The 18,307-nt window shown below is 65.1% G+C and carries 17 protein-coding genes; 3 read left to right on the forward strand and 14 right to left on the reverse strand.

The window, feature by feature from the left end; genetic code table 11:
* Positions 1 to 228: 228 nt before the first annotated feature.
* From LR961_RS06565 to LR961_RS06575, 3 genes are read right to left on the reverse strand one after another with little or no spacing between them, the layout of a single operon-like run.
* Complete coding sequence (locus LR961_RS06565; RefSeq protein WP_332311018.1) at positions 229 to 1,668, reverse strand: TolC family protein; 1,440 nt, start codon at positions 1,666 to 1,668, stop codon at positions 229 to 231.
* Positions 1,665 to 3,617, reverse strand: a complete 1,953-nt coding sequence (locus LR961_RS06570; RefSeq protein ID WP_232147610.1) for a MacB family efflux pump subunit — start codon at positions 3,615 to 3,617, stop codon at positions 1,665 to 1,667. The genes LR961_RS06565 and LR961_RS06570 overlap by 4 nt, the downstream gene beginning before the upstream one ends.
* A complete protein-coding gene (locus LR961_RS06575) occupies positions 3,614 to 4,954 on the reverse strand; it encodes an efflux RND transporter periplasmic adaptor subunit (protein WP_232147611.1) in 1,341 nt (446 codons plus the stop codon). The genes LR961_RS06570 and LR961_RS06575 overlap by 4 nt, the downstream gene beginning before the upstream one ends.
* Positions 4,955 to 5,176: 222 nt before the next feature.
* Between LR961_RS06575 and LR961_RS06580 the strand changes: the two genes are divergently transcribed.
* The 3 genes from LR961_RS06580 (at position 5,177) to LR961_RS06590 (ending at position 8,331) form a co-directional block, all read left to right on the forward strand.
* On the forward strand, positions 5,177 to 5,887 hold the full coding sequence (locus LR961_RS06580) for a response regulator transcription factor (RefSeq protein ID WP_232149243.1): 711 nt from the start codon (positions 5,177 to 5,179) through the stop codon (positions 5,885 to 5,887).
* The gene (locus tag LR961_RS06585; protein ID WP_232147612.1) at positions 5,884 to 7,296 is read left to right on the forward strand and encodes an ATP-binding protein; all 1,413 of its coding nucleotides are present in this window, start codon (positions 5,884 to 5,886) and stop codon (positions 7,294 to 7,296) included. The genes LR961_RS06580 and LR961_RS06585 overlap by 4 nt, the downstream gene beginning before the upstream one ends.
* A gap of 261 nt (positions 7,297 to 7,557) precedes the next feature.
* On the forward strand, positions 7,558 to 8,331 hold the full coding sequence (locus LR961_RS06590; RefSeq protein ID WP_232147613.1) for a GGDEF domain-containing protein: 774 nt from the start codon (positions 7,558 to 7,560) through the stop codon (positions 8,329 to 8,331).
* Positions 8,332 to 8,346: 15 nt separating this feature from the next.
* Here the strand turns inward: LR961_RS06590 and rnt are convergent, their stop codons facing one another.
* From rnt to pstS (LR961_RS06645), 11 genes are all read right to left on the reverse strand, one after another.
* Complete coding sequence (rnt, locus tag LR961_RS06595; RefSeq protein ID WP_232147614.1) at positions 8,347 to 8,991, reverse strand: ribonuclease T; 645 nt, start codon at positions 8,989 to 8,991, stop codon at positions 8,347 to 8,349.
* Positions 8,992 to 9,264: 273 nt separating this feature from the next.
* Complete coding sequence (locus LR961_RS06600) at positions 9,265 to 10,014, reverse strand: putative DNA-binding domain-containing protein (protein ID WP_232147615.1); 750 nt, start codon at positions 10,012 to 10,014, stop codon at positions 9,265 to 9,267.
* Positions 10,007 to 10,852 (reverse strand): DUF692 domain-containing protein, encoded by an 846-nt coding sequence (locus LR961_RS06605; RefSeq protein ID WP_232149244.1) that lies wholly within the window; start codon positions 10,850 to 10,852, stop codon positions 10,007 to 10,009. Before LR961_RS06605 ends, LR961_RS06600 begins: the two co-directional genes overlap by 8 nt.
* Before the next feature lie 16 nt (positions 10,853 to 10,868).
* Positions 10,869 to 11,222 (reverse strand): hypothetical protein, encoded by a 354-nt coding sequence (locus tag LR961_RS06610; RefSeq protein ID WP_232147616.1) that lies wholly within the window; start codon positions 11,220 to 11,222, stop codon positions 10,869 to 10,871.
* Positions 11,223 to 11,568: 346 nt separating this feature from the next.
* Positions 11,569 to 11,925 (reverse strand): RcnB family protein, encoded by a 357-nt coding sequence (locus LR961_RS06615; RefSeq protein WP_232147617.1) that lies wholly within the window; start codon positions 11,923 to 11,925, stop codon positions 11,569 to 11,571.
* A gap of 157 nt (positions 11,926 to 12,082) precedes the next feature.
* Positions 12,083 to 12,790: a phosphate signaling complex protein PhoU gene (gene phoU / locus LR961_RS06620; RefSeq protein ID WP_232147618.1), complete on the reverse strand. Its 708-nt coding sequence runs from the start codon at positions 12,788 to 12,790 to the stop codon at positions 12,083 to 12,085.
* Positions 12,791 to 12,877: 87 nt separating this feature from the next.
* Positions 12,878 to 13,708: a phosphate ABC transporter ATP-binding protein PstB gene (pstB, locus tag LR961_RS06625; RefSeq protein ID WP_232147619.1), complete on the reverse strand. Its 831-nt coding sequence runs from the start codon at positions 13,706 to 13,708 to the stop codon at positions 12,878 to 12,880.
* A gap of 17 nt (positions 13,709 to 13,725) precedes the next feature.
* Entirely contained in the window at positions 13,726 to 14,604 is an 879-nt protein-coding gene (gene pstA, locus LR961_RS06630; protein ID WP_232147620.1) for a phosphate ABC transporter permease PstA, read from the reverse strand.
* A complete protein-coding gene (gene pstC, locus LR961_RS06635) occupies positions 14,604 to 15,572 on the reverse strand; it encodes a phosphate ABC transporter permease subunit PstC (RefSeq protein WP_232147621.1) in 969 nt (322 codons plus the stop codon). The genes pstA and pstC overlap by 1 nt, the downstream gene beginning before the upstream one ends.
* A gap of 205 nt (positions 15,573 to 15,777) precedes the next feature.
* The gene (gene pstS / locus LR961_RS06640; RefSeq protein WP_232147622.1) at positions 15,778 to 16,866 is read right to left on the reverse strand and encodes a phosphate ABC transporter substrate-binding protein PstS; all 1,089 of its coding nucleotides are present in this window, start codon (positions 16,864 to 16,866) and stop codon (positions 15,778 to 15,780) included.
* Between the two features lie 317 nt (positions 16,867 to 17,183).
* A complete protein-coding gene (gene pstS / locus LR961_RS06645; RefSeq protein ID WP_232147623.1) occupies positions 17,184 to 18,203 on the reverse strand; it encodes a phosphate ABC transporter substrate-binding protein PstS in 1,020 nt (339 codons plus the stop codon).
* Between the last annotated feature and the right edge of the window lie 104 nt (positions 18,204 to 18,307).

The raw sequence follows: 18,307 nt of genomic DNA on the forward strand, positions 1-18,307 counted from the left end.
CTGCTCACCTCACCCCGCAGGCGGGAGAGGGGCCTTGATCGCGAGTGGTGATGCTGGACTGCTCGCAGGTTGAAGCGATGGATGGCGCAGTGCCTTCTCCCGCTTGCGGGGGAAGGTGGTGCGAAGCACCGGATGGGGGGCTTTGGGCATTTCCTGCCAGAAGCTGGCCCTCACCCCAACCCCTCTCCCGTATACGGGAGAGGGCTTCAAGCAGCATCACTGCGTCTGTTACGCCCCACCGCCCAACGCCTTGTACAGCGTCACATCGTTGACCAGCTGGCTGCGCTTGACCTGCGCCAGCGACAACTCGGAACTGCGACGGGTCTGCTCGGCTTCCAGCCAGGTGCGCAGGTCGGTGGCGCCGGCGCGATAGCGCACTTCATACAGGCGTGCGATCTCCACCGCTTCGTCATACGAAGCCTGCGCCGCCGCGACCTGCTCGGCCAATCGGGTGCGTGCCGACAGTGCGTTGTCCACTTCCGACAGTGCGGTGTACAGCGTCCTGCGGAAATCATTGGCGGCGATCTGATAGGACAGGTCGGCCGAATCGATGTCCAGTTGCATCTGCCGGAACTTGAGGAACGGCAAACTCAGGCCGGCGCCCAGCGTCGCCACCGGGTTGGTCAATACATCGCCCAACGAGGAACTGGCGCTGCCCAGCGAACCGCTCAAGCTCAGACTCGGGTAGTAGCTGGTGGCGGTGACCTTGATGCTGGCCAGTGACTGGCGCAGGCGCAATTCGGCCGCGCGCAGGTCCGGGCGGCGTGCCAGCAGTTCGGCCGGCAGGCCTTCGCCGATGTCAGGGCTGTGGGCGACATCCAGGTTCTGCGGCTCGTCCGCCTGCGGCCACGGTTGGCCGTCGAGCAGCACGGTCAACGCGTTGCGGGTTTCCACCCGTTGCTGTTCCAGCTGGGCCTGCGCGGCGCGTTGGCTTTCGATGTTCTGTTGCGCCTGGCGCACCTCCAGCCGCGAGACCGCGCCGGCCTTGAACTGGCTTTGCACCAGCGCGGCGGTGCGTTCCAACCGGTCCAGGTTGGCCTGGCCGGTGGCGATGGCCTGGTTGAGGTAGCCCAGCTGCCAGTACAGCTCGCAGCTCTGGCCGATCAGGCTCAACACGGTGTTCTGCAGATCCTGCGCGGTGGCCTGCGCTTCCCAGCGGGTGATGTCGCGTTGGCCGCGCAGCTTGCCCCACAGGTCCAACTCCCAGCCCAGCGACACGCTGGCACTGTGATTGCGTGACCAGTCGTCGCTGCTGTCGGTGCTGCGGCTGCCGCTGGCATTGACCGAGCCGGAAGCCTGCGGCCACAGATCCAGGCCGGCCAGGCCGGCCTGTACGCGGGCACGTTCGAGTTTCAATCCGGCCGAGGCCATGTCGGTGTTGCGGTCGAGCACGTTTTCGATCAACCGATCCAGGCGCGGGTCGGCAAAGCCCTGCCACCACGCATCGGCACGCACATCGGCCGGAGGTGCGGTGAGGTCGCGTTCGATCGCCTGCACCGGGGCATTGGCCACGGCATCGCCACGGCCGTACTGCGCGGCGACCGGCAGGTTGGCGGCCGGGTCGGCGCTGGGCGTGGTGGCGCAGCCGGCCAGCAGCGCCGTCAGCGCGGTGGAAAGCAGCAAGGGGCGAAGCATCGGGACGGAAGTGCGGGTCATGGTCATCTTCATTCGCGGGCCAATGCCTCCACCGGGTCGAGCTGGGCGGCATTGCGGGCCGGCAGGAAGCCGAACGCCACGCCGATCAGGGTCGAGCAGGCGAAGGCGGCAACAATCGAGCCGGTGGAGAACAACAGGGTGAAGCTGGCGCCGAAGGTCTTGAACGCCCAGCCGATGGACAACGCCAGCACGATGCCGAGGATGCCGCCGAGCAGGCACACCAGCACCGCTTCGATCAGGAACTGCTGGCGGATGTCGCTTTGCCGCGCACCGACGGCCATGCGCACGCCGATCTCGCGGGTACGCTCGGTCACCGACACCAGCATGATGTTCATCACGCCGATGCCGCCGACCACCAGCGCGATCGCGGCGATCGCACCGATCAGCAGGGTCATGGTCTTGGTGGTGGACTCGATGGTTTCGCGGATTTCAGCGGTGTTGCTGAGGAAGAAATCCTCGGTGCCATGGCGCAGCGTCAACAGCTTGGTGATGGCCGATTGCGCGGCATCCATCGGCGTGTCGTCCTTGACCCGCACGGTGATGCCGTTGATGTAGCTCTGCCCGAGCATGCGCGACATCACCGTGGTGTAGGGCGCCCAGACGTTGAGGTTGGTGCTGCCGCCAAAGCCCATCGACTGGCGCTTGGCGATGCCGATCACGCGCGCGGGTACGTTGCCGAGCAGCACCACCTTGCCCAGTGGGTCGTCGCTGCCGAACAGCTGGGTCTGGGTGTTCTCATCAATCACCACCACCTGCGCCAAACCCTTCACTTCGCTTTCGTCGAAGTAACGGCCGGAGATCAGGGTCATGCCCTTGACCCGGAAGTACTGCTCGCCAATGCCACTGACCTGCGCCGATGCCGCCTTGTTGGCCACACGTGCGGTCACCGAGCTGGATACGCTGGGTGTGGCGCTGTCGATGTAACTCTGCGTGGCCAGTGCATCGGCATCGGTGGCCTTGAGCGTCTGCACGCGGCCCGAGCGCATGTCGCCGAAACCCTTGCCCGGGTACACGTCGATGGTGTTGGTGCCCAATGCGGAGATGTTCTTCAGGATCTCCTGCTGTGAACCATTGCCCATCGCCACCACCGATACCACCGAGGCGATGCCGATGATGATGCCGAGCATGGTCAGGAAGGTGCGCAGGCGGTGTGCGTTCATCGCCAGCAGCGCCATGCGGAATGCTTCAAGGAAACGGTCGCGCGCTGCCTGGAACGCACTGCCGCCGGTCTTCACCGGTGCCGGTCGCTCCTGTTTGGTCAGCGCCGGCACCTTGTCGTTGCGGCGGTCGGCGATGATCTCGCCGTCGCGGATCTCGATGATGCGTTGCGCGTGTTCGGCCACGTGCATGTCGTGGGTGACGATGATGATGGTGTGGCCTTCGGCATGCAGCTCGCCGAGGATGTTCATCACTTCCTCGCCCGAGGCACTGTCCAACGCACCGGAGGGTTCGTCGGCCAGGATCACCTCGCCACCGTTCATCAGCGCACGTGCGATCGACACACGCTGCTGCTGGCCACCGGACAACTGGCCGGGCTTGTGACCCATGCGGTCGGATAGCCCCAGCCGCGCCAGCAGCGCTTCGGCACGGGTGCGGCGGGCATCGGATGGCGTGCCGGCGTAGATGGCCGGCACTTCCACATTGCCGCGCGCATCCAGATCACCAAGCAGGTGGTAACGCTGGAAGATGAAACCGAAGTGCTCGCGGCGCAGCTGCGCCAGTTCGTCCGGCTGCATCTGCCCGGCTTCGCGGCCGGCTACCTTGTAGGAGCCAATGGTGGGGCGGTCCAGGCAGCCAAGGATGTTCATCAGCGTCGACTTGCCCGAGCCGGACTGGCCGACGATGGCGACCATCTCGCCGGCATGGATGTCGAGGTTGACGTCCTTCAGCACGGCGATGGTTTCTTCGCCGGCCGGAAACTCGCGACGCAGTTCGCGCAGTTGCAGCAGCGGTTGGCTCATCGACGCGGCCCACCCATCATCGGTGCCATGGGGCTGCGCTGGTTGCCGCGTGCGTTGACCTTGTCGGCGGCGCTGACTTCGCCTACCACCACCAGTTCGCCTTCGCTCAGGCCTTCCAGCACTTCAACGTTGGAACCATTGTTCAGGCCAACCTTGATCCGGCGCGGCTCCGGCTGCCCGTCCTGGCCGACCACGCGCACCATGTAGCTGTTGCTCTTGGCCAGTTCGGCGGCATCGGGCTGACGGCGCTGCTGGCGTTGACCCTCCTGCTTGCTGCGCGCCGCACGTGCTTCGCCATTGCCGTTGCTGGCACCGGGGCCACGGCCTTCGGGCACCTTCGGGCCAAGTGCGACGGTGGGAATCAGCAACGCATCCTTGGCCTGGGCCAGCAGCACCGAAACCTGCGCGGTCATGTCGATGCGCAGCGTGCCGTCCGGGTTCTCCACGTCAAACAGCGCGTTGTAGTACACCGCCGTGCTGGAGCTGGACGAGGACGAACTGCTGGAGCTGGTGGTGTCGGTGCTGATCGAGGCCGGCGCCGGGTTCACCGTGCGCAGCTTGGCCTGGTACTTGTGGTCCGGGTTGCCGAGGATGGTGAAGTACACCGGCATGTCCGGTTTGACCTTGACCACGTCGGCTTCGGAAATCTCGGCGTTGACCGTGACCAGGTCCAGGCGCGCCAGTTTGACGATGGTCGGCGCCGACTGGTTGGCGTTCACGGTGCGGCCTTCTTCGGCCACCACCGCCACCACGGTGCCATCGATGGGCGCGGTGATGCGGGTATAGCCGAGGTTGGCCTGGGCGGTGCCCAGTTCGGTTTCGCGCTGGCGGATCTGCGCATCCAACGCGCGGATCTGCGCGCGGGTGCTGTCCAGGTTGGCTTCTGCCGATTCGTACTCCGCACGCGAAGTGGCTTCGGCGGCCAGCATTTCCTTCTGCCGGGCGAAGGCCAGTTCCGATTCCTTCAGCGAGGCGGTCTGCACGGCGCGCTGGGCGCGGATGTTCTCCAGCGCGGCTTCGGCATTCTTCAGGCTGTTCTGCTGGGTCACCGAATCGATCTCGGCAATCAGGTCGCCCTGCTTGACCACATCGCCCAGCTGCACCTTCAGCACCTTGATCTGGCCCGATGCCTGCGCACCGACGCTGACCAGCTTGTAGGCATCGATCACGCCGGTGGCATCGACGGTCTGTTCCAGGTCACCGCGGGTGACCGGCGAGGTGGCCATCGACGGTGCGGCGGGTTTGCGCATGGCCCAGGCGGCGCCTGCTGCGATCAGTACGGCGATGGCGGTGGCAAGCAGGATGCGATTGCGACGGGAAGAGGGCAGCAGCTTCACGGGGGGCGGGTACTCAGAGCGGGCCGCACGTCGCGGCGTCCATGCCAGTGTGGCCAGCGGGTGATGGCGGCTCAATGCTCGTTGTGTGTCGGTTTGTGTCCGCTCGACGAGGCCGTGTGTCGCCATGTATCGGTCGTCGTGGTTGATACATGGCGATACATGCGCGATCACGCATGTTCATCCGCTAGCATGGATCATGGCGCCATGACGGACGTACAGACCATGCACCGCCTGTTGGTGGTAGACGACGACAGTGATATCCGCAGCCTGCTGGCCGAACAGCTGGGACGGGCCGGCTATGCCGTGAGCACGGCCGGCGACGGCAACCAGATGCGGCAGGTACTGCTGCGCGAGCACATAGACCTGATCGTGCTCGATCTCAACCTGCCGCGCGAGGACGGGCTGTCGCTGTGCCGCGAGATCCGCGCGCGCTCCAGCACGCCGGTGATCATGCTCACCGCGCGCAGCGAGCCGATCGATCGCGTGCTCGGCCTTGAAATGGGTGCCGACGATTACCTGGCCAAGCCATTCGAGCCGCGTGAACTGTTGGCACGCATCCGCAACGTGCTGCGCCGGACCGAGGCGTTGCCGGCCAATCTGGAGCCGCTGGCGATGCGCCGGGCGACATTCTCCGGCTGGGTGTTCGATCTGGAGCACCGCCACCTGGTCGATCCGGCCGGGTGCGTGGTGATGCTGTCCGGTGCCGAGTTCCGGCTGCTGCGGGTGTTCGTGGCCCATGCCAACAAGGTGCTTTCGCGTGAGCAACTGGTGGCGTTGAGTACTGGCCGCAACTACGAGTCGCAGGACCGTGCGATCGATCTGCAGGTCAGCCGCCTGCGCCAGAAACTGGGCGATGCCGGTGGCAGCGATGGACTGGTCAAGACCGTGCGCAACGAAGGCTATGTGTTTGCCAGTGCGGTGACGCTGGAATGAGGCGGCTGCGTCGGTTCCTGTCGTCAATGACCGGGCGGCTGTTCGTGATCCTGCTGGTCGGCATGATGGTGGCCGCCATTGGCGCGACCCTGCTGGCCGAGTCGCGTCGTCAACAGGAATTCGAACGGCAGAATCTTGCGCGCACCGCCGATCGCCTGCAGGGCTTCGTCAATCTGCTCGACGACAATCCGGAGCTGCGCTCGCGCCTGCTTGCGGTGGGCGGGCGCAGCGTGCGCGAGGTCAAGGGGCAGTTCCGCACCGGCGAGGCCGATGTCGCGCTGGAGGAAGCACTGGCTGCACGTGGCGGAGTGCTGGCCAACACGCAGGTACGGGCCACCAGTTTCCGTGCCTGCCTGCCGCCGCTGCCGGAGTTCCTGCCGCCACCGGAGCGCAGTCCGCGCACCCGCCACGTGCATTCGCGTGACCCCGCTTTCACTCCGCCGCGCTGCCGTCTGGTCGAACTGAGGCTGACCGACGGCACTCCGCTGCGGCTGGCGCTGGAATATCCGTCGATGGCGCGGCGCGGCGCCTCCGCATTCGATCCGTGGTTCCTGTCGCTGATGGTGCTGGCCATCGGTGTACTGGCGTACGTTGTCGCGCGCATCGCCAGTTCGCCGCTGCAACGGTTGGCAAAGCACGCTGCCGAGCTGGGCCAGGACCTGCAACGCGAGCCTTTGCCGGTCACCGGCCCGTTGGAAGTCAAGCGCGCCGCCGAAGCCTTCAATGCGATGCAGAAGCGTCTGCAGCGCCATCTGGGGGAGCGCACGCAGATGCTGGCGGCCATCACCCACGATCTGCAGACCCCGCTGACCCGCCTGCGCCTGCGCCTGGAAAACGTGACCGACGAGCAGCTGCGCGAGCGGCTGGTCGGTGATCTGGCGGCGATGCAGGCGCTTATCCGCGAAGGACTGGAACTGGCACGCAGCGCCGAAAGCGCCGAGCAACGTGCAGCGCTGGATCTGGATTCCTTGTTGGAAAGCGTGGTCGAGGATGCAGCAGAGTCCGGCCATGACGCCACGCTGGAGCAGGGCAGTGGCGCGGTGTTGATGTTGCGGCCGCTGGCCATGCGCCGGTTGTTCTCCAACCTGGTGGACAACGCGGTCAAGTACGGCCGGCACGCGCAGGTCCGGGCCAGCCACGATGGCAGTGCGGTGGAAGTGCGTATCCGCGACAGCGGGCCGGGCCTGAGCGAGGAGGAACTGGAAGCGGTATTCACTCCGTTCCTGCGTCTGGAGACGTCACGCTCGCGTGAAACCGGCGGTGCCGGGTTGGGCCTGACCATCGCCCGCGCATTGGCCGAGAAGGATGGCGCCACCTTGCACCTGCGCAATCACCCCGAAGGCGGACTGGAAGCCATCGTGCGCTGGGATGCTCCGCAATGGGCGTCGGCATTGCGTGACCGGCACTGAGAATGTGACGCACGACCGGCTTGTTCGAATATCCGGCGGTTGATTTCACGCCGCCTTGATGTGATCTGTCGGCTTGTCGATGTAATAGCGAAAATCAGCTTGAAAACAGTGCGTTCTTGCTAGTATCGGGCCACCAACCGGGGGCGCGGAGCGATGCGGGAAAACACGTTTGCGACAGGTGATGCAGGTGTTCCTGCACATGCCGGCAAGGCCGGCAGCGCAAGTGTGGCCTGGCGGATTCCGAATGCCGTTTTCTTGTACATGGCCACGTCCTCTGCATGGGCGAGGACGCAGGCCAGCAGCGCTGGCGTAAGCAGCAATGTTGGCTGGATCGTTGCCTGCGTGCTGCTGTTGCTGGGCTTGCTGCTGTGTCTGTGGCTGCTGTGGCGGCAACGAGCCAGGAGCCGGCAACTGTCCTTGCACGCGCAGGAACAGACGCGGCTGGCGCAACGCCAGGCAGAGGTGCTGGAAGCGGTGTCGCGGGAAAGCGCCACCCTGGAACAGCAATTGCGTGAACAGGTGCAGGCCTTCGAACGACTGGCCAACGAGGACGATCTGAGCGGACTGCCCAATCGCCGCGCGTTCGATGATGCGCTGGCGCGCAACATGGCTGCCGCACACCGCGACGGCCGTCCGCTGAGCCTGATCGTGTTGAGCATCGATCATCTCAAGCAGATCAATGCCAGCTGGTCACGCGCCGTCGGTGATCTGGTGCTGTGCGAAACCGGCGAGTTGTTGCGACGTGGCCTGCGCGCTTCGGACATGCCGGCGCGGCTGGGCAACAAGGAATTCGCGGTGCTGCTGAGCAATGCCACGCTGGCTGATGCCGAGCGAGTCGGCGAGCGCCTGCAACTGCTGTTCGCCCAGTTCGGCCAGTGGGGTGGCCGCAGCGAAGGCGGAGTCACGGTGACCTTCAGCGCCGGTGCGGTGCAGATGGACCTGGAAGACTTGGCGCCGGTGCAGTTCTACCAGCGGGCCAAGAGCGCGCTGGCACGTGCCAAGCACGAAGGTCGCGCACGTACCTGCACCGGTTGAGTGCCGCTTGCCGGGTCAGTTGCCCGGTGCCGACGGCCAGGCGTTGACGATCTTGCAGAACAGGCGGGCGGTCTGCTCGGTGTCGTAGACAGCGCTGTGTGCCTCGTTGGCATCCCATTCGAAACCGGCGGCCTGCACCGCACGCGCCAGCACGGTCTGGCCGTAGGCCACGCCGGCCAGGGTGACCGTGTCGAATACGCTGAACGGATGGAACGGGTTGCGCTTGTGACCGCTGCGGGTGACGGTCGCGTTGAGGAAGTTCAGGTCGAAATGAGCGTTGTGCCCGACCAGGATCGCGCGCTGGCAGTTGTACTTCTTCATCGCCGCGCGCACCGGCGCGAACACATGCTCCAGCGCTTCGCGCTCGGGCTTGGCCAGGCGGAACGGGTGGTCCAGCACGATGCCGGTCACTTCCAGCGATTTCGGATCGATTTCGGTGCCTTCGGCGGGGATCACATGCGCACTGGCGGTCTGCCCGGGGTAGAGCAGGCCGTTCTCGTCCATCTCCACCGGTACGGCGGCGATTTCCAGCAGGGCGTGGCGGTTCCAGTCGAAGCCGCCGGTTTCCACGTCCACCACCACCGGCAGGAAGCCGCGGAAGCGCTGCGCCATCGGCGTGTAAGTGGGTCGCTGGAGGGGGATTTCAGCGTGTTCGTTCATCGCAATAGGGTAGCAGAGGCCACCAAGGCGCCGTGTTGCGACAGAACTACTGAGCGTCCCTTCTCCCACCGGGAGAAGGTGCCCCGCAGGGGCGGATGAGGGTAAGGGCGAAGCTGATGGATGCCGTTGGTCGGCATTCCTTGGTCCGGACGCGTTGTCCTTGCGGACGGACCCTCACCCCAACCCCTCTCCCGGTGGGAGAGGGGCTTGCTCATCTCCTTCTCCCGTTGGGAGAAGGTGCACCGGAGGGGCGGATGAGGGTGAGGTACCCGTTTATCGCTGTGGTGCTGCACCGATCAGGCAGCCACGTGTGCGCAGTTGATCCAGCATCAGCGCACCATTGGCCAGGAAATCCGCATCGGGGGCAACCCCGGCCTCCGTGGCCAAGGCCTGCAACTGCTGCCGTCCACTGAGATCAGGGTGCTGCTCCAGCCGCTCCAGCAGCCGGTACAGCAATGGCGACAGTTCGGAGAATGCGATGCTGCCATCGCTCTGCCGCCGGGCCAGCAACAAGGTCGGCTCCAGCGGCTGGGCAGGTTGGTACTCCGGGCCAATGCGATGCACCGGCCAGTGATAGGCCAGAGCGCGGCACCAGGGCGAGAGCACCGGCATGCCGTCCAGCAGGTCGCCGGCCGGATCGTGTGCGGGCAACGGATCGTCGGCGAGTTGCAGGGCCAGTTCGATCCATTCGTAATGCGCCAGTTCCAGCAGCCAGGTTTCGTCGGCCTGCACGGCGTGGCTGTCGAGGAAGTGGATGAACTCCTGGCCGATCTCGGTGAACAGCGGCGTGTGGGCGCGGTGCTCACGACAGAACGCTCGGACCAGCTCAAGCCAGCGCGCTTGCCCCAGCGTGCGTCGTATCACCGGGAAGTTCGCCGCCAGCAGGCTCTGGATGTTGTTGAAGTACAGCTCGCGGTAGACCTGCATCCGCTCGTCAGCCATGCCGCTGGGCGCAGGCTGCCGGTCCGGATCACGCAGGTGTGCGGCAAAACGCATCTGCAACTGCTGCAGAGACTCAGCCATGGGCTGCAACCGTGTCGACTTCAGCGGCTTGCTGCAAGCGGCGGATGTGGGCAACTTCATCCAGCAGCTCGGCCAGCGGCGGGAAGTTGAAGTCGCGTTCCAGCAGGGTGGGGCGTACGCCATGCAGTGCATGCGCGGCGTTGAGCAAGGCCCATACATCGTCCTTGACCGGCATGCCATGGGTGTCGATCTTCAGGTCATCGGCTTCGTCGTGATGGCCTGCGATGTGGTAACTGGCGATGCGCTGCGAAGGGAACCGCGTGAGGAATGCCTGCGCGTCGTACGCGTGGTTGATGGCGTTGACGTAGACGTTGTTGATGTCCAGCAGCAGATCGCAGTCGGCCTCTTCCAGTACCGCGTTGATGAAGCTGGCTTCATCCATGTCGGCACCGGGCACGGCGTAGTAGGACGCGTTTTCCACCGCGATGCGTCGGCCGAGGATGTCCTGCGTCTGGCGGATGCGCGCGGCCACGTGATGCACCGCCTCTGCGGTGAAGGGCAGCGGCAGCAGTTCGTAGAGATGACCGTCATCGCTGCACCAGCTCAGGTGCTCGCTGTACAGCGCGACCTGGTGCTGGTCGAGGAAGCGGCGGGTGCGTTGAAGGAAATCCACGTCCAGCGGTGAGGGGCCACCCAACGACAAGGACAGGCCGTGGCAGGTCAGCGGGTGCCTGCGTGAGAGTTCAAGCAGCGCTTCGCCCAGTGCGCCACCGACGCCGAGCCAGTTGTCCGGTGCGCATTCGAGGAAGTCGAAGGCACCGGCAGGTGCTGCCAGCAGTGCGTCGAGCAGCGAGCGTCGGACGCCGAGGCCTGCGCTTGCCGGAGGCGGCAGGCGCAGGCCATTACTGCGAGAGTCAGTGGTTGCCGCCACACTTGCCCTCACCGCACTTGCCTTCGGCGCGCGACTTGGCTGCTCCAGCGGCTTCGTCGGCAGCCTTTGCATCGTCGGCCTTGGCCGGCTCGTGCTTGTGGTCGTTGCCGCACTTGCCCTCGCCACACTTGCCTTCGGCCTTCTGCTTGGCTTCGGCTTCGGCGGTCTGGGTGGTGGCGGTGGTGGCCTGCTTTTCAGCGGTGGGCGGCGTCTGGGTGCTGGCACCCAGTGCGTAACCCTGGGCCAGGTCGGTCATGGCGAAGGCGGGGGCGGCCATGCCACCGATCAAGGCAGCGCCAAGGGCGAGGGAAACGGGTTTGCGGATGCTGTTGACCATGGGTGTTTCTCCGGAGCATGAAGGGGCCGGGGGGAGGCTGGAGCTTAGCAAGCGGCGCTTCTGGAAGATGTACCCGGGGCAACGAAATGGTCGGGAAGCGTGAATGGGAGTCTGGTGGGAGATGAGGCAAAGGCCACTCCCCAAGCCTCACCTTGGCTGCGCCAAAGGGAGGGGGCAAAGCAAAGGCGATGCTCTCCCAACGCTCCCGCGAGCTGCTCCCTCCCTTTCGCCGTAGGCGAAGGGGAGGGTTGGGGAGGGGTAACGGCTTGATCTTCGCGCGCCAAACCACCACCACAACGACGACAGGCCCCTTGCGGGGCCTGTCGTCGTATCGCGCGGCGGGAACTCAGCGGCTGCCGCTGATGATGTCCACCACGATGCCGGTGGCGATGGTCATCAACACATAGCGGTCATCAACCTTGCGCCATTCGTTGCCTTTTCCCGGCTTGCGCAGGCCATGGCGGCCGTAGTCGGAAACGCGTGCGCCGCGCTGGTTCTGCGGCAGCCGCTCGCCTTTGCGGGGGCCGTGCTGGGCGGAGTGGGAAGGCGGATGAGGGGCGCCGTTGGACGGATGCTGGTCGTGGTGCCGAGCGTCGCTGGCGGTTGGGCGGTCGCGATGGTCACGCTCCTGCGGCGGGCCAGCGAGGGCGGCGCCGGAGGCCAGCAGGGACAGGCAAAGGAGGGAGGCGGCGGTGCGCTTCATGGATATTCCTGGGAGCACGGCGGGAGTGCCGAGAGCAACTCCACGCTAGGGAAATTTCCATGAATGCGTAATTAAATTCGCCGCTCCATTGGTGTCGTTTTGTATCGGCTTGTATCGGCCCGCCGTGATCGTGCGGTGGCGGGCCGAAGGCACGGGCTCAGGCGTGATCGACCGTGCTGGTTTCGTCGCGCTTCTCACGCGGCGGCAGCGGTTCTTCGCCCTTGACCAGGAACCACACGTTCTCGGCGATGTTGGTGGCGTGGTCGCCGATGCGTTCCAGGTTCTTGGCCATGAACAGCAGGTGCGTGCACGGGGTGATGTTGCGCGGGTCTTCCATCATGTAGGTGAGCAGCTCGCGGAACAGCGCGGTGTACTGCGCGTCCAGGCGGGCATCGTCCTGGCGCAGCTTGAGCGCGGCTTCCACATCATTGTTGCGGTAAGCCTCCATCGCGCCACGCACCTGGATGGCGGCCAGACGGCCCAGTGCGCGCAGGCCCTGGATCTGCGGCAGCGGCGGCACCGACACCAGCGCGATCGAACGCTTGGCGACGTTGGCGGCGTAGTCGCCAATGCGCTCGATGTCGGCCGGGATGCGCAGGCCGGCGAGGATCTCGCGCAGGTCGCGTGCCATCGGGCCGCGCAGTGCCAGGCGCATCACGTCATGGCTGATCTGTTGTTCGAGCTGGTCGATGGCGTCGTCGTTGGCGACGATGCGCTGTGCGGCCTTCTCGTCGCGTCGTTCGATCACATCCAGCGCCGCTTCCAGCTGGGCCACGGACATTTCGCCCATGCGCAGGATTTCGGCCACCAGACGCTGCTGCTCTTCGTCATAGCTCTTGACGATGTGGTCGTTGGGGAGATTCATGGAATGCTCACTGGATGGTGTAGTGGAAACGTGCCTTGAAACAGAATCAGAAAGCGCAGCCTGTGTTGGCCGCGGCTTCGCCGCACATCAACCGAAGCGACCGGTGATGTAATCCTCGGTCTGCTTCTTGGAGGGGTTGGAGAAGATCACTTCGGTGCGGTCGTGTTCGATCAGGTCGCCCAGGTACATGAAGGCGGTGTAGTCGGACACGCGCGCTGCCTGCTGCATGTTGTGGGTGACGATGGCGATGGTGTAATCGCTCTTCAGCTCCTCGACCAGCTGCTCGATGCGGCTGGTGGAGATCGGGTCCAGCGCCGAGGTCGGCTCGTCGAGCAGCAGCACGTCCGGGCGCAGCGCCACGGCACGGGCGATGCACAGGCGCTGCTGCTGGCCACCGGACAGGCCAAGCGCGCTCTGGTTGAGCTTGTCCTTAACTTCGTCCCACAACGCGCCCTGGCGCAGCGCGTGTTCGACGCGCACGTTCATCTCGGCCTTGGACAGCTTCTCGTGGTGGCGGATGCCATAGGCCACGTTCTCGAAGATGGTCATCGGGAACGGCACCGGCTTCTGGAACACCATGCCGACCTTCGAACGCAGGCGGTTCAACGGGTACTTCGAGGACAGGATGTTCTCGCCGTCCAGCAACACTTCACCGCGCGCTTCCAGCTTGGGATACAGCGCGTACATGCGGTTGAAGATGCGCAGCAGGGTGGACTTGCCGCAACCGGAGGGGCCGATCAGCGCGGTGACGCGCTTTTCCGGGATCTCCAGGTTGATGCTCTTCAACGCATGGAACTTGTCGTAGTAGAAGTCCAAGCCGCGTGCAGCCAGCTTCACCGGCGCCGGCGCATGCAACTCCTGGTTGGAGGCAGGCACGCTGATGCGCTGCATGGGCACGGCATTGTTGAGGTCGTTCATGGGAAGGTCCATGGCAATCAGTCGTTTGAGATTCGGTTGCGCAGCAGCAGGCCGCGAGCAGAGAGGCTGACCAGCAGTACGAACAGGGTCAGAACCAGGGCGCCGGCCCAGGCCAGCACCTGCCATGTTTCATAAGGACTGCCGGCAAACTGGTTCATCACCACCGGCACCGAGGCCATCGGCTGGAACACGTTGGAGTTCCAGTACTGGTTGCCGAAGGCGGTGAACAGCAGCGGCGCGGTTTCACCGGAGATGCGCGCCAGCGAAAGCAGGATGCCGGTGACGATGCCGGCCAGGGCGCTGCGGTACAGCACCTGCATGATCACCTTCCACTGCGGCACGCCCAGCGCCAGTGCGGCTTCGCGCATCTGCACCGGAACCAGCCGCAGCATTTCGTCGGTGGTGCGGATCACCACCGGCAGCACGATGAAGGCCAGCGACAGCGCGCCGGCGAAGGCCGAGAACTGGCCGCCGGTCTGCATCACGTACAGCGTGTAGACGAACAGGCCCAGCACGATCGACGGAGCCGACAGCAGGATGTCATTGACGAAGCGCACCACCGTGCCGGCCTTGCGTGCGTTGCCGTACTCGGCCAGCCAGGTGCCGGCGGCCACGCCCAGCGGCGTACCGATGCCGATGGCCATGGCGCACATCACCGCCGAGCCGAAGAACGCATTGAGCAGGCCGCCCTGCTGCATCGGCGGCGGCGTCATCTTGGTGAAAAGATCAAGATTGATGCCCGGCAGGCCCTTGGACAGCAGCGTCCACAGGATCCAGCCGAGGAAGAACAGGCCAAACAGTGCCGTGGCACAGCCCAGCAGCAGCGCCACGCCGTTGACGATGCGGCGACGCAGGTACAGCGCGTCGGCGGTCTTGTTGATAGCGACGGTGGACATCAGTTGCCCTCCTTGCGGGACAGACGCATCAGCATCAGGCGGGCGATGGCCAGCACCACGAAGGTGACGATGAACAGCACAAAGCCGAGCAGCAGCAGCGCCGAGCGGTAGGTTTCAGTGGCTTCGCCGAAGTCGTTGGCGATCAGCGCGGCGATGGTGGTGCCGGGTTCCAGCAGCGACGGGGTCAGGCGCACGCTGTTGCCGATGACGAAGGCCACCGCCATGGTTTCGCCCAGGGCGCGGCCCAGGCCGAGGAAGATGCCGCCGATCACCGCAGAGCGGGTGTAGGGCAGGACGATGTCCCAGCTCACTTCCCACTTGGTCGAACCCAGTGCGTAGGCCGATTCCTTCAGGCGGGTCGGAACGGTGAGGAATACCTCACGCATCACCGAGGAGATGAACGGGATCACCATGATCGCCAGCACGAAGCCGGCGGTGAGCATGCCGATACCCAGCGGCGGGCCCTGGAACAGGACGCCGATGATCGGCAAGCCGCCGAGGTTTTCATTGAGGAACGGGGTGACGTATTCGGTCATCACCGGTACCAGCACGAACAGGCCCCACATGCCGTAGATGATCGACGGGATGCCGGCCAGCAGTTCGATGGCGGTGCCGACCGGGCCACGCAGCCAGCGCGGTGCGACCTCGGTCAGGAAGAAGGCGATGCCGAAGCTCACCGGTACGGCAATCAGCATCGCGATGACGGCGGTGACCACCGTGCCGTAGATCGGTGCCAGCGCACCGAACTTGTTCTCGACCGGGTTCCAGTCGGAGGAGTAGAAGAAGCTCAGGCCCTGCTCCTGCAGGGCGTGGCGACCTCCCCACAGCATCGACAGCGCGGCACTGGCCAGGGCGACCAGCACGAAGATCACGGTGGCGATCAGGAACCAGCGGAACAGCCGGTCGTTGCGGGCATCGCGCAGATCACGCGAGCTGGGCGAAACAAGAGACGGTGCGATGGCATTCATGGCAGCGGCGTAGGCCCAAGGGGGAGGCGGGGATGCGTCAGTCACGCGTCAGGGGAGGAGACCGTCATTCCCGCGACGGCGGGAATCGCTCTTGCCTTTACCCCGGCATAGCAACAGCAGAGAAGCAGCCGAAGCGATCCCCGCCAGCGCGGGGGTGTCGCCAGGACAAAGGCAGGTGCGCTGGCGGCGCACCCGCCTGATGACATCACTTGAACTCAGCGGCCCAGTAGCTTTCGATCTGGGCGACCAGTTCGGCCGGCAGCGGCACGTAGTGCAGTTCGTTGGCCTGTGCCTGGCCGTTCTCGAACGCCCACTTGAAGAAGGCGCGGGTATCGGCGCTGCGCTTGGCATCCTTGGGCTGCTTGTGCATCAGCATGAAGTTGGTGGCGGTGATCGGCCACGCATTGGCGCCCGGGGCGTTGGTGATGACCAGGTTGAAGTCCTTGGCGTTGGCCCAGTCGGCGCTGGCGGCAGCGGCGGCAAAGGTCTCGGCGGTCGGCTGCACCCAGGTGCCGGCGGCGTTCTGCATCGAGGCGTACGGCATCTGGTTCTGCAGTGCGTAGGCCAGTTCGACGTAGCCGATCGAACCCTTGATCTGCTTCACGTACGAAGCCACGCCTTCATTGCCCTTGCCACCCACGCCGTCCGGCCACTGCACCGAGGTGCCTTCACCGACCTTGTCCTTCCATTCGGTGCTGACCTTGGACAGGTAGTTGGAGAAGTTGAAGGTGGTGCCCGAACCGTCGGAGCGGTGCACCAGGGTGATCTTGGCATCAGGCAGCGGCACGCCCGGATTGGCGTCGGCGATGGCCTTGTCATTCCACTTGGTGACCTTGCCCAGGAAGATATCCGCGAGCAGCGGGCCGCTCAGGCGCAACTGGCCCGGCTGCAGGCCTTCCAGGTTGACCACCGGGACCACGCCGCCAATGGCCGACGGGAACTGGCCCAGGCCAGCCTGCGCCAGCTCTTCGCTGGACAGCGGCTTGTCGGAGGAACCGAAGTCCACGGTGCCGGCCTTGATCTGGGCGATACCGCCGCCCGAGCCGATGGACTGGTAATTGATCTTGGCGCCGGTGGCGGCGTTGTAGTCAGCCGACCACTTGGACACCAGCGGGAAGATGAACGAAGCGCCGGCGCCGGAGATTTCGGCGGTCAGCTTGTCAGCGGCGCCCGGTGCGCCGGCAGCGGCATTTTCCGGGGTCGAAGCGGCCTGGTTGCCAGCGCCACCGCAGGCCGACAGGCCTAGGGCGATGGCCAGCGAAAGGGCGGCAAGACCGGTTGTGTGCAACTTCATGGGGCACTCCATAGCGGGAGAAATGCCGGCAGGGCCAGCGGATGAGGCTATGAAATGATGTTTTTGTTACAGCCTCATTACATCGTGAAGGGAATCTGAAAATCCCCGCCACGTCAGGGGCTTGGGTGGTGGAGGCGGGGCCGTCGGGGAGACATGAAATCCGGGTCTGGAAGGATTTGCGTCACCGCTGCCGGGGTGACTCATGCTGCGCCTGCCGGCGCTGGTTGGGCGTGAATGCGGGTGCCCCAAAAAAAGAGGCGCGGATCGCTTGATCCGCGCCTGAGACGACGAGGGAGAGGGTCCCGCCGGCTCTTTACTCAGTAACGCAGGTTCTGCTGCCAGTAGGTTTCGATCTGGCGCACCAGCGCATCCGGCAGCGGCACGTAGTCCAGCTGGCGGGCCTGCGCATCACCGTTGGCGTAGATCCAGCGGAAGTACTCGACTGCGGCCTTGGCGCCTTCAGCGGTCTTGGGCTGCTTGCGCATCAGGATGAAGTTGGTGGCGGTGATCGGCCAGGACTGCTCGCCCGGGGCGTTGGTCATCACCAGGTAGAAGTCGCGGGCGTTGGCCCAGTCGGCGCTGGCCGCAGCTGCCGAGAAGGTCTCGTCACGCGGCTGCACGAAGTTGCCGGCGGCATTCTTCATGCGCGAGAAGGTCAGGCGGTTCTGCAGCGCGTAGGAGAACTCGACATAGCCGATCGAACCCTTGATCTGCTTGACGTAGGCGGCGACGCCCTCGTTGCCCTTGCCGCCGATGCCGACCGGCCACTGGACGCTGGTGCCTTCGCCGACGCCGTTCTTCCAGTCAGCGTTGACCTTGGACAGGTAGTTGACGAAGTTGAAGGTGGTGCCCGAACCATCGGAGCGGTGCACGACGGTGATCTTGGTGTCCGGCAGGGCCAGGCCAGCGTTGAGCGCGACGATGGCCGGGTCATTCCACTTGGTGATCTTGCCCAGGAAGATGTTGGCCAGGGTCGGGCCGTCGAGTTTCATCGCACCGGGTTCGACGCCGGCCACGTTGAGCACCGGCACCACGCCGCCGATCACCGACGGGAACTGCACCAGGCCCGAGGAGGCCAGTTCTTCCGGCTTCAGCGGCGCATCGGACGAGCCGAAGTCCACGGTGTTGGCCTTGATCTGGGCGATGCCGCCGCCGGAACCGATCGACTGGTAGTTCACCCGCTTGCTGGTGGCGGTGCTGTAGTCGGCCGACCACTTGGACATGACCGGGTAGATGAAGGAGGCGCCGGCGCCGGTGACATCGGAGGCGTTGACGGCGAACACGGACGACGCGGCGAGGATGGCAACGACGGCGCGCGATTTGATGGCGTGGATCACGAATGGCTCCTGGGAGGTAGAGGTGCGGTGGTTCCGCCCGGCGCCTATTCCATAACCATTTGATGACAATGCAGCGTCTGTCATATGACGCTGCAATGACAGCT

The organism is Stenotrophomonas sp. SY1, assembly GCF_021202945.1.
Taxonomy (GTDB): domain Bacteria; phylum Pseudomonadota; class Gammaproteobacteria; order Xanthomonadales; family Xanthomonadaceae; genus Stenotrophomonas.

Bases quoted from the DNA above. Each gene is read 5' to 3' on its own strand.
- LR961_RS06570 (WP_232147610.1), bottom strand. From the start codon at position 3,617: ATGAGCCAACCGCTGCTGCAACTGCGCGAACTGCGTCGCGAGTTTCCG.
- LR961_RS06580 (WP_232149243.1), top strand. From the start codon at position 5,177: ATGCACCGCCTGTTGGTGGTAGACGACGACAGTGATATCCGCAGCCTG.
- rnt (WP_232147614.1), bottom strand. From the start codon at position 8,991: ATGAACGAACACGCTGAAATCCCCCTCCAGCGACCCACTTACACGCCG.
- LR961_RS06610 (WP_232147616.1), bottom strand. From the start codon at position 11,222: ATGGTCAACAGCATCCGCAAACCCGTTTCCCTCGCCCTTGGCGCTGCC.
- pstA (WP_232147620.1), bottom strand. From the start codon at position 14,604: ATGTCCACCGTCGCTATCAACAAGACCGCCGACGCGCTGTACCTGCGT.
- phoU (WP_232147618.1), bottom strand. From the start codon at position 12,790: ATGAATCTCCCCAACGACCACATCGTCAAGAGCTATGACGAAGAGCAG.
- pstB (WP_232147619.1), bottom strand. From the start codon at position 13,708: ATGAACGACCTCAACAATGCCGTGCCCATGCAGCGCATCAGCGTGCCT.
- LR961_RS06585 (WP_232147612.1), top strand. From the start codon at position 5,884: ATGAGGCGGCTGCGTCGGTTCCTGTCGTCAATGACCGGGCGGCTGTTC.
- pstC (WP_232147621.1), bottom strand. From the start codon at position 15,572: ATGAATGCCATCGCACCGTCTCTTGTTTCGCCCAGCTCGCGTGATCTG.
- LR961_RS06615 (WP_232147617.1), bottom strand. From the start codon at position 11,925: ATGAAGCGCACCGCCGCCTCCCTCCTTTGCCTGTCCCTGCTGGCCTCC.
- LR961_RS06590 (WP_232147613.1), top strand. From the start codon at position 7,558: ATGGCCACGTCCTCTGCATGGGCGAGGACGCAGGCCAGCAGCGCTGGC.
- pstS (WP_232147622.1), bottom strand. From the start codon at position 16,866: ATGAAGTTGCACACAACCGGTCTTGCCGCCCTTTCGCTGGCCATCGCC.
- LR961_RS06565 (WP_332311018.1), bottom strand. From the start codon at position 1,668: ATGAAGATGACCATGACCCGCACTTCCGTCCCGATGCTTCGCCCCTTG.
- LR961_RS06600 (WP_232147615.1), bottom strand. From the start codon at position 10,014: ATGGCTGAGTCTCTGCAGCAGTTGCAGATGCGTTTTGCCGCACACCTG.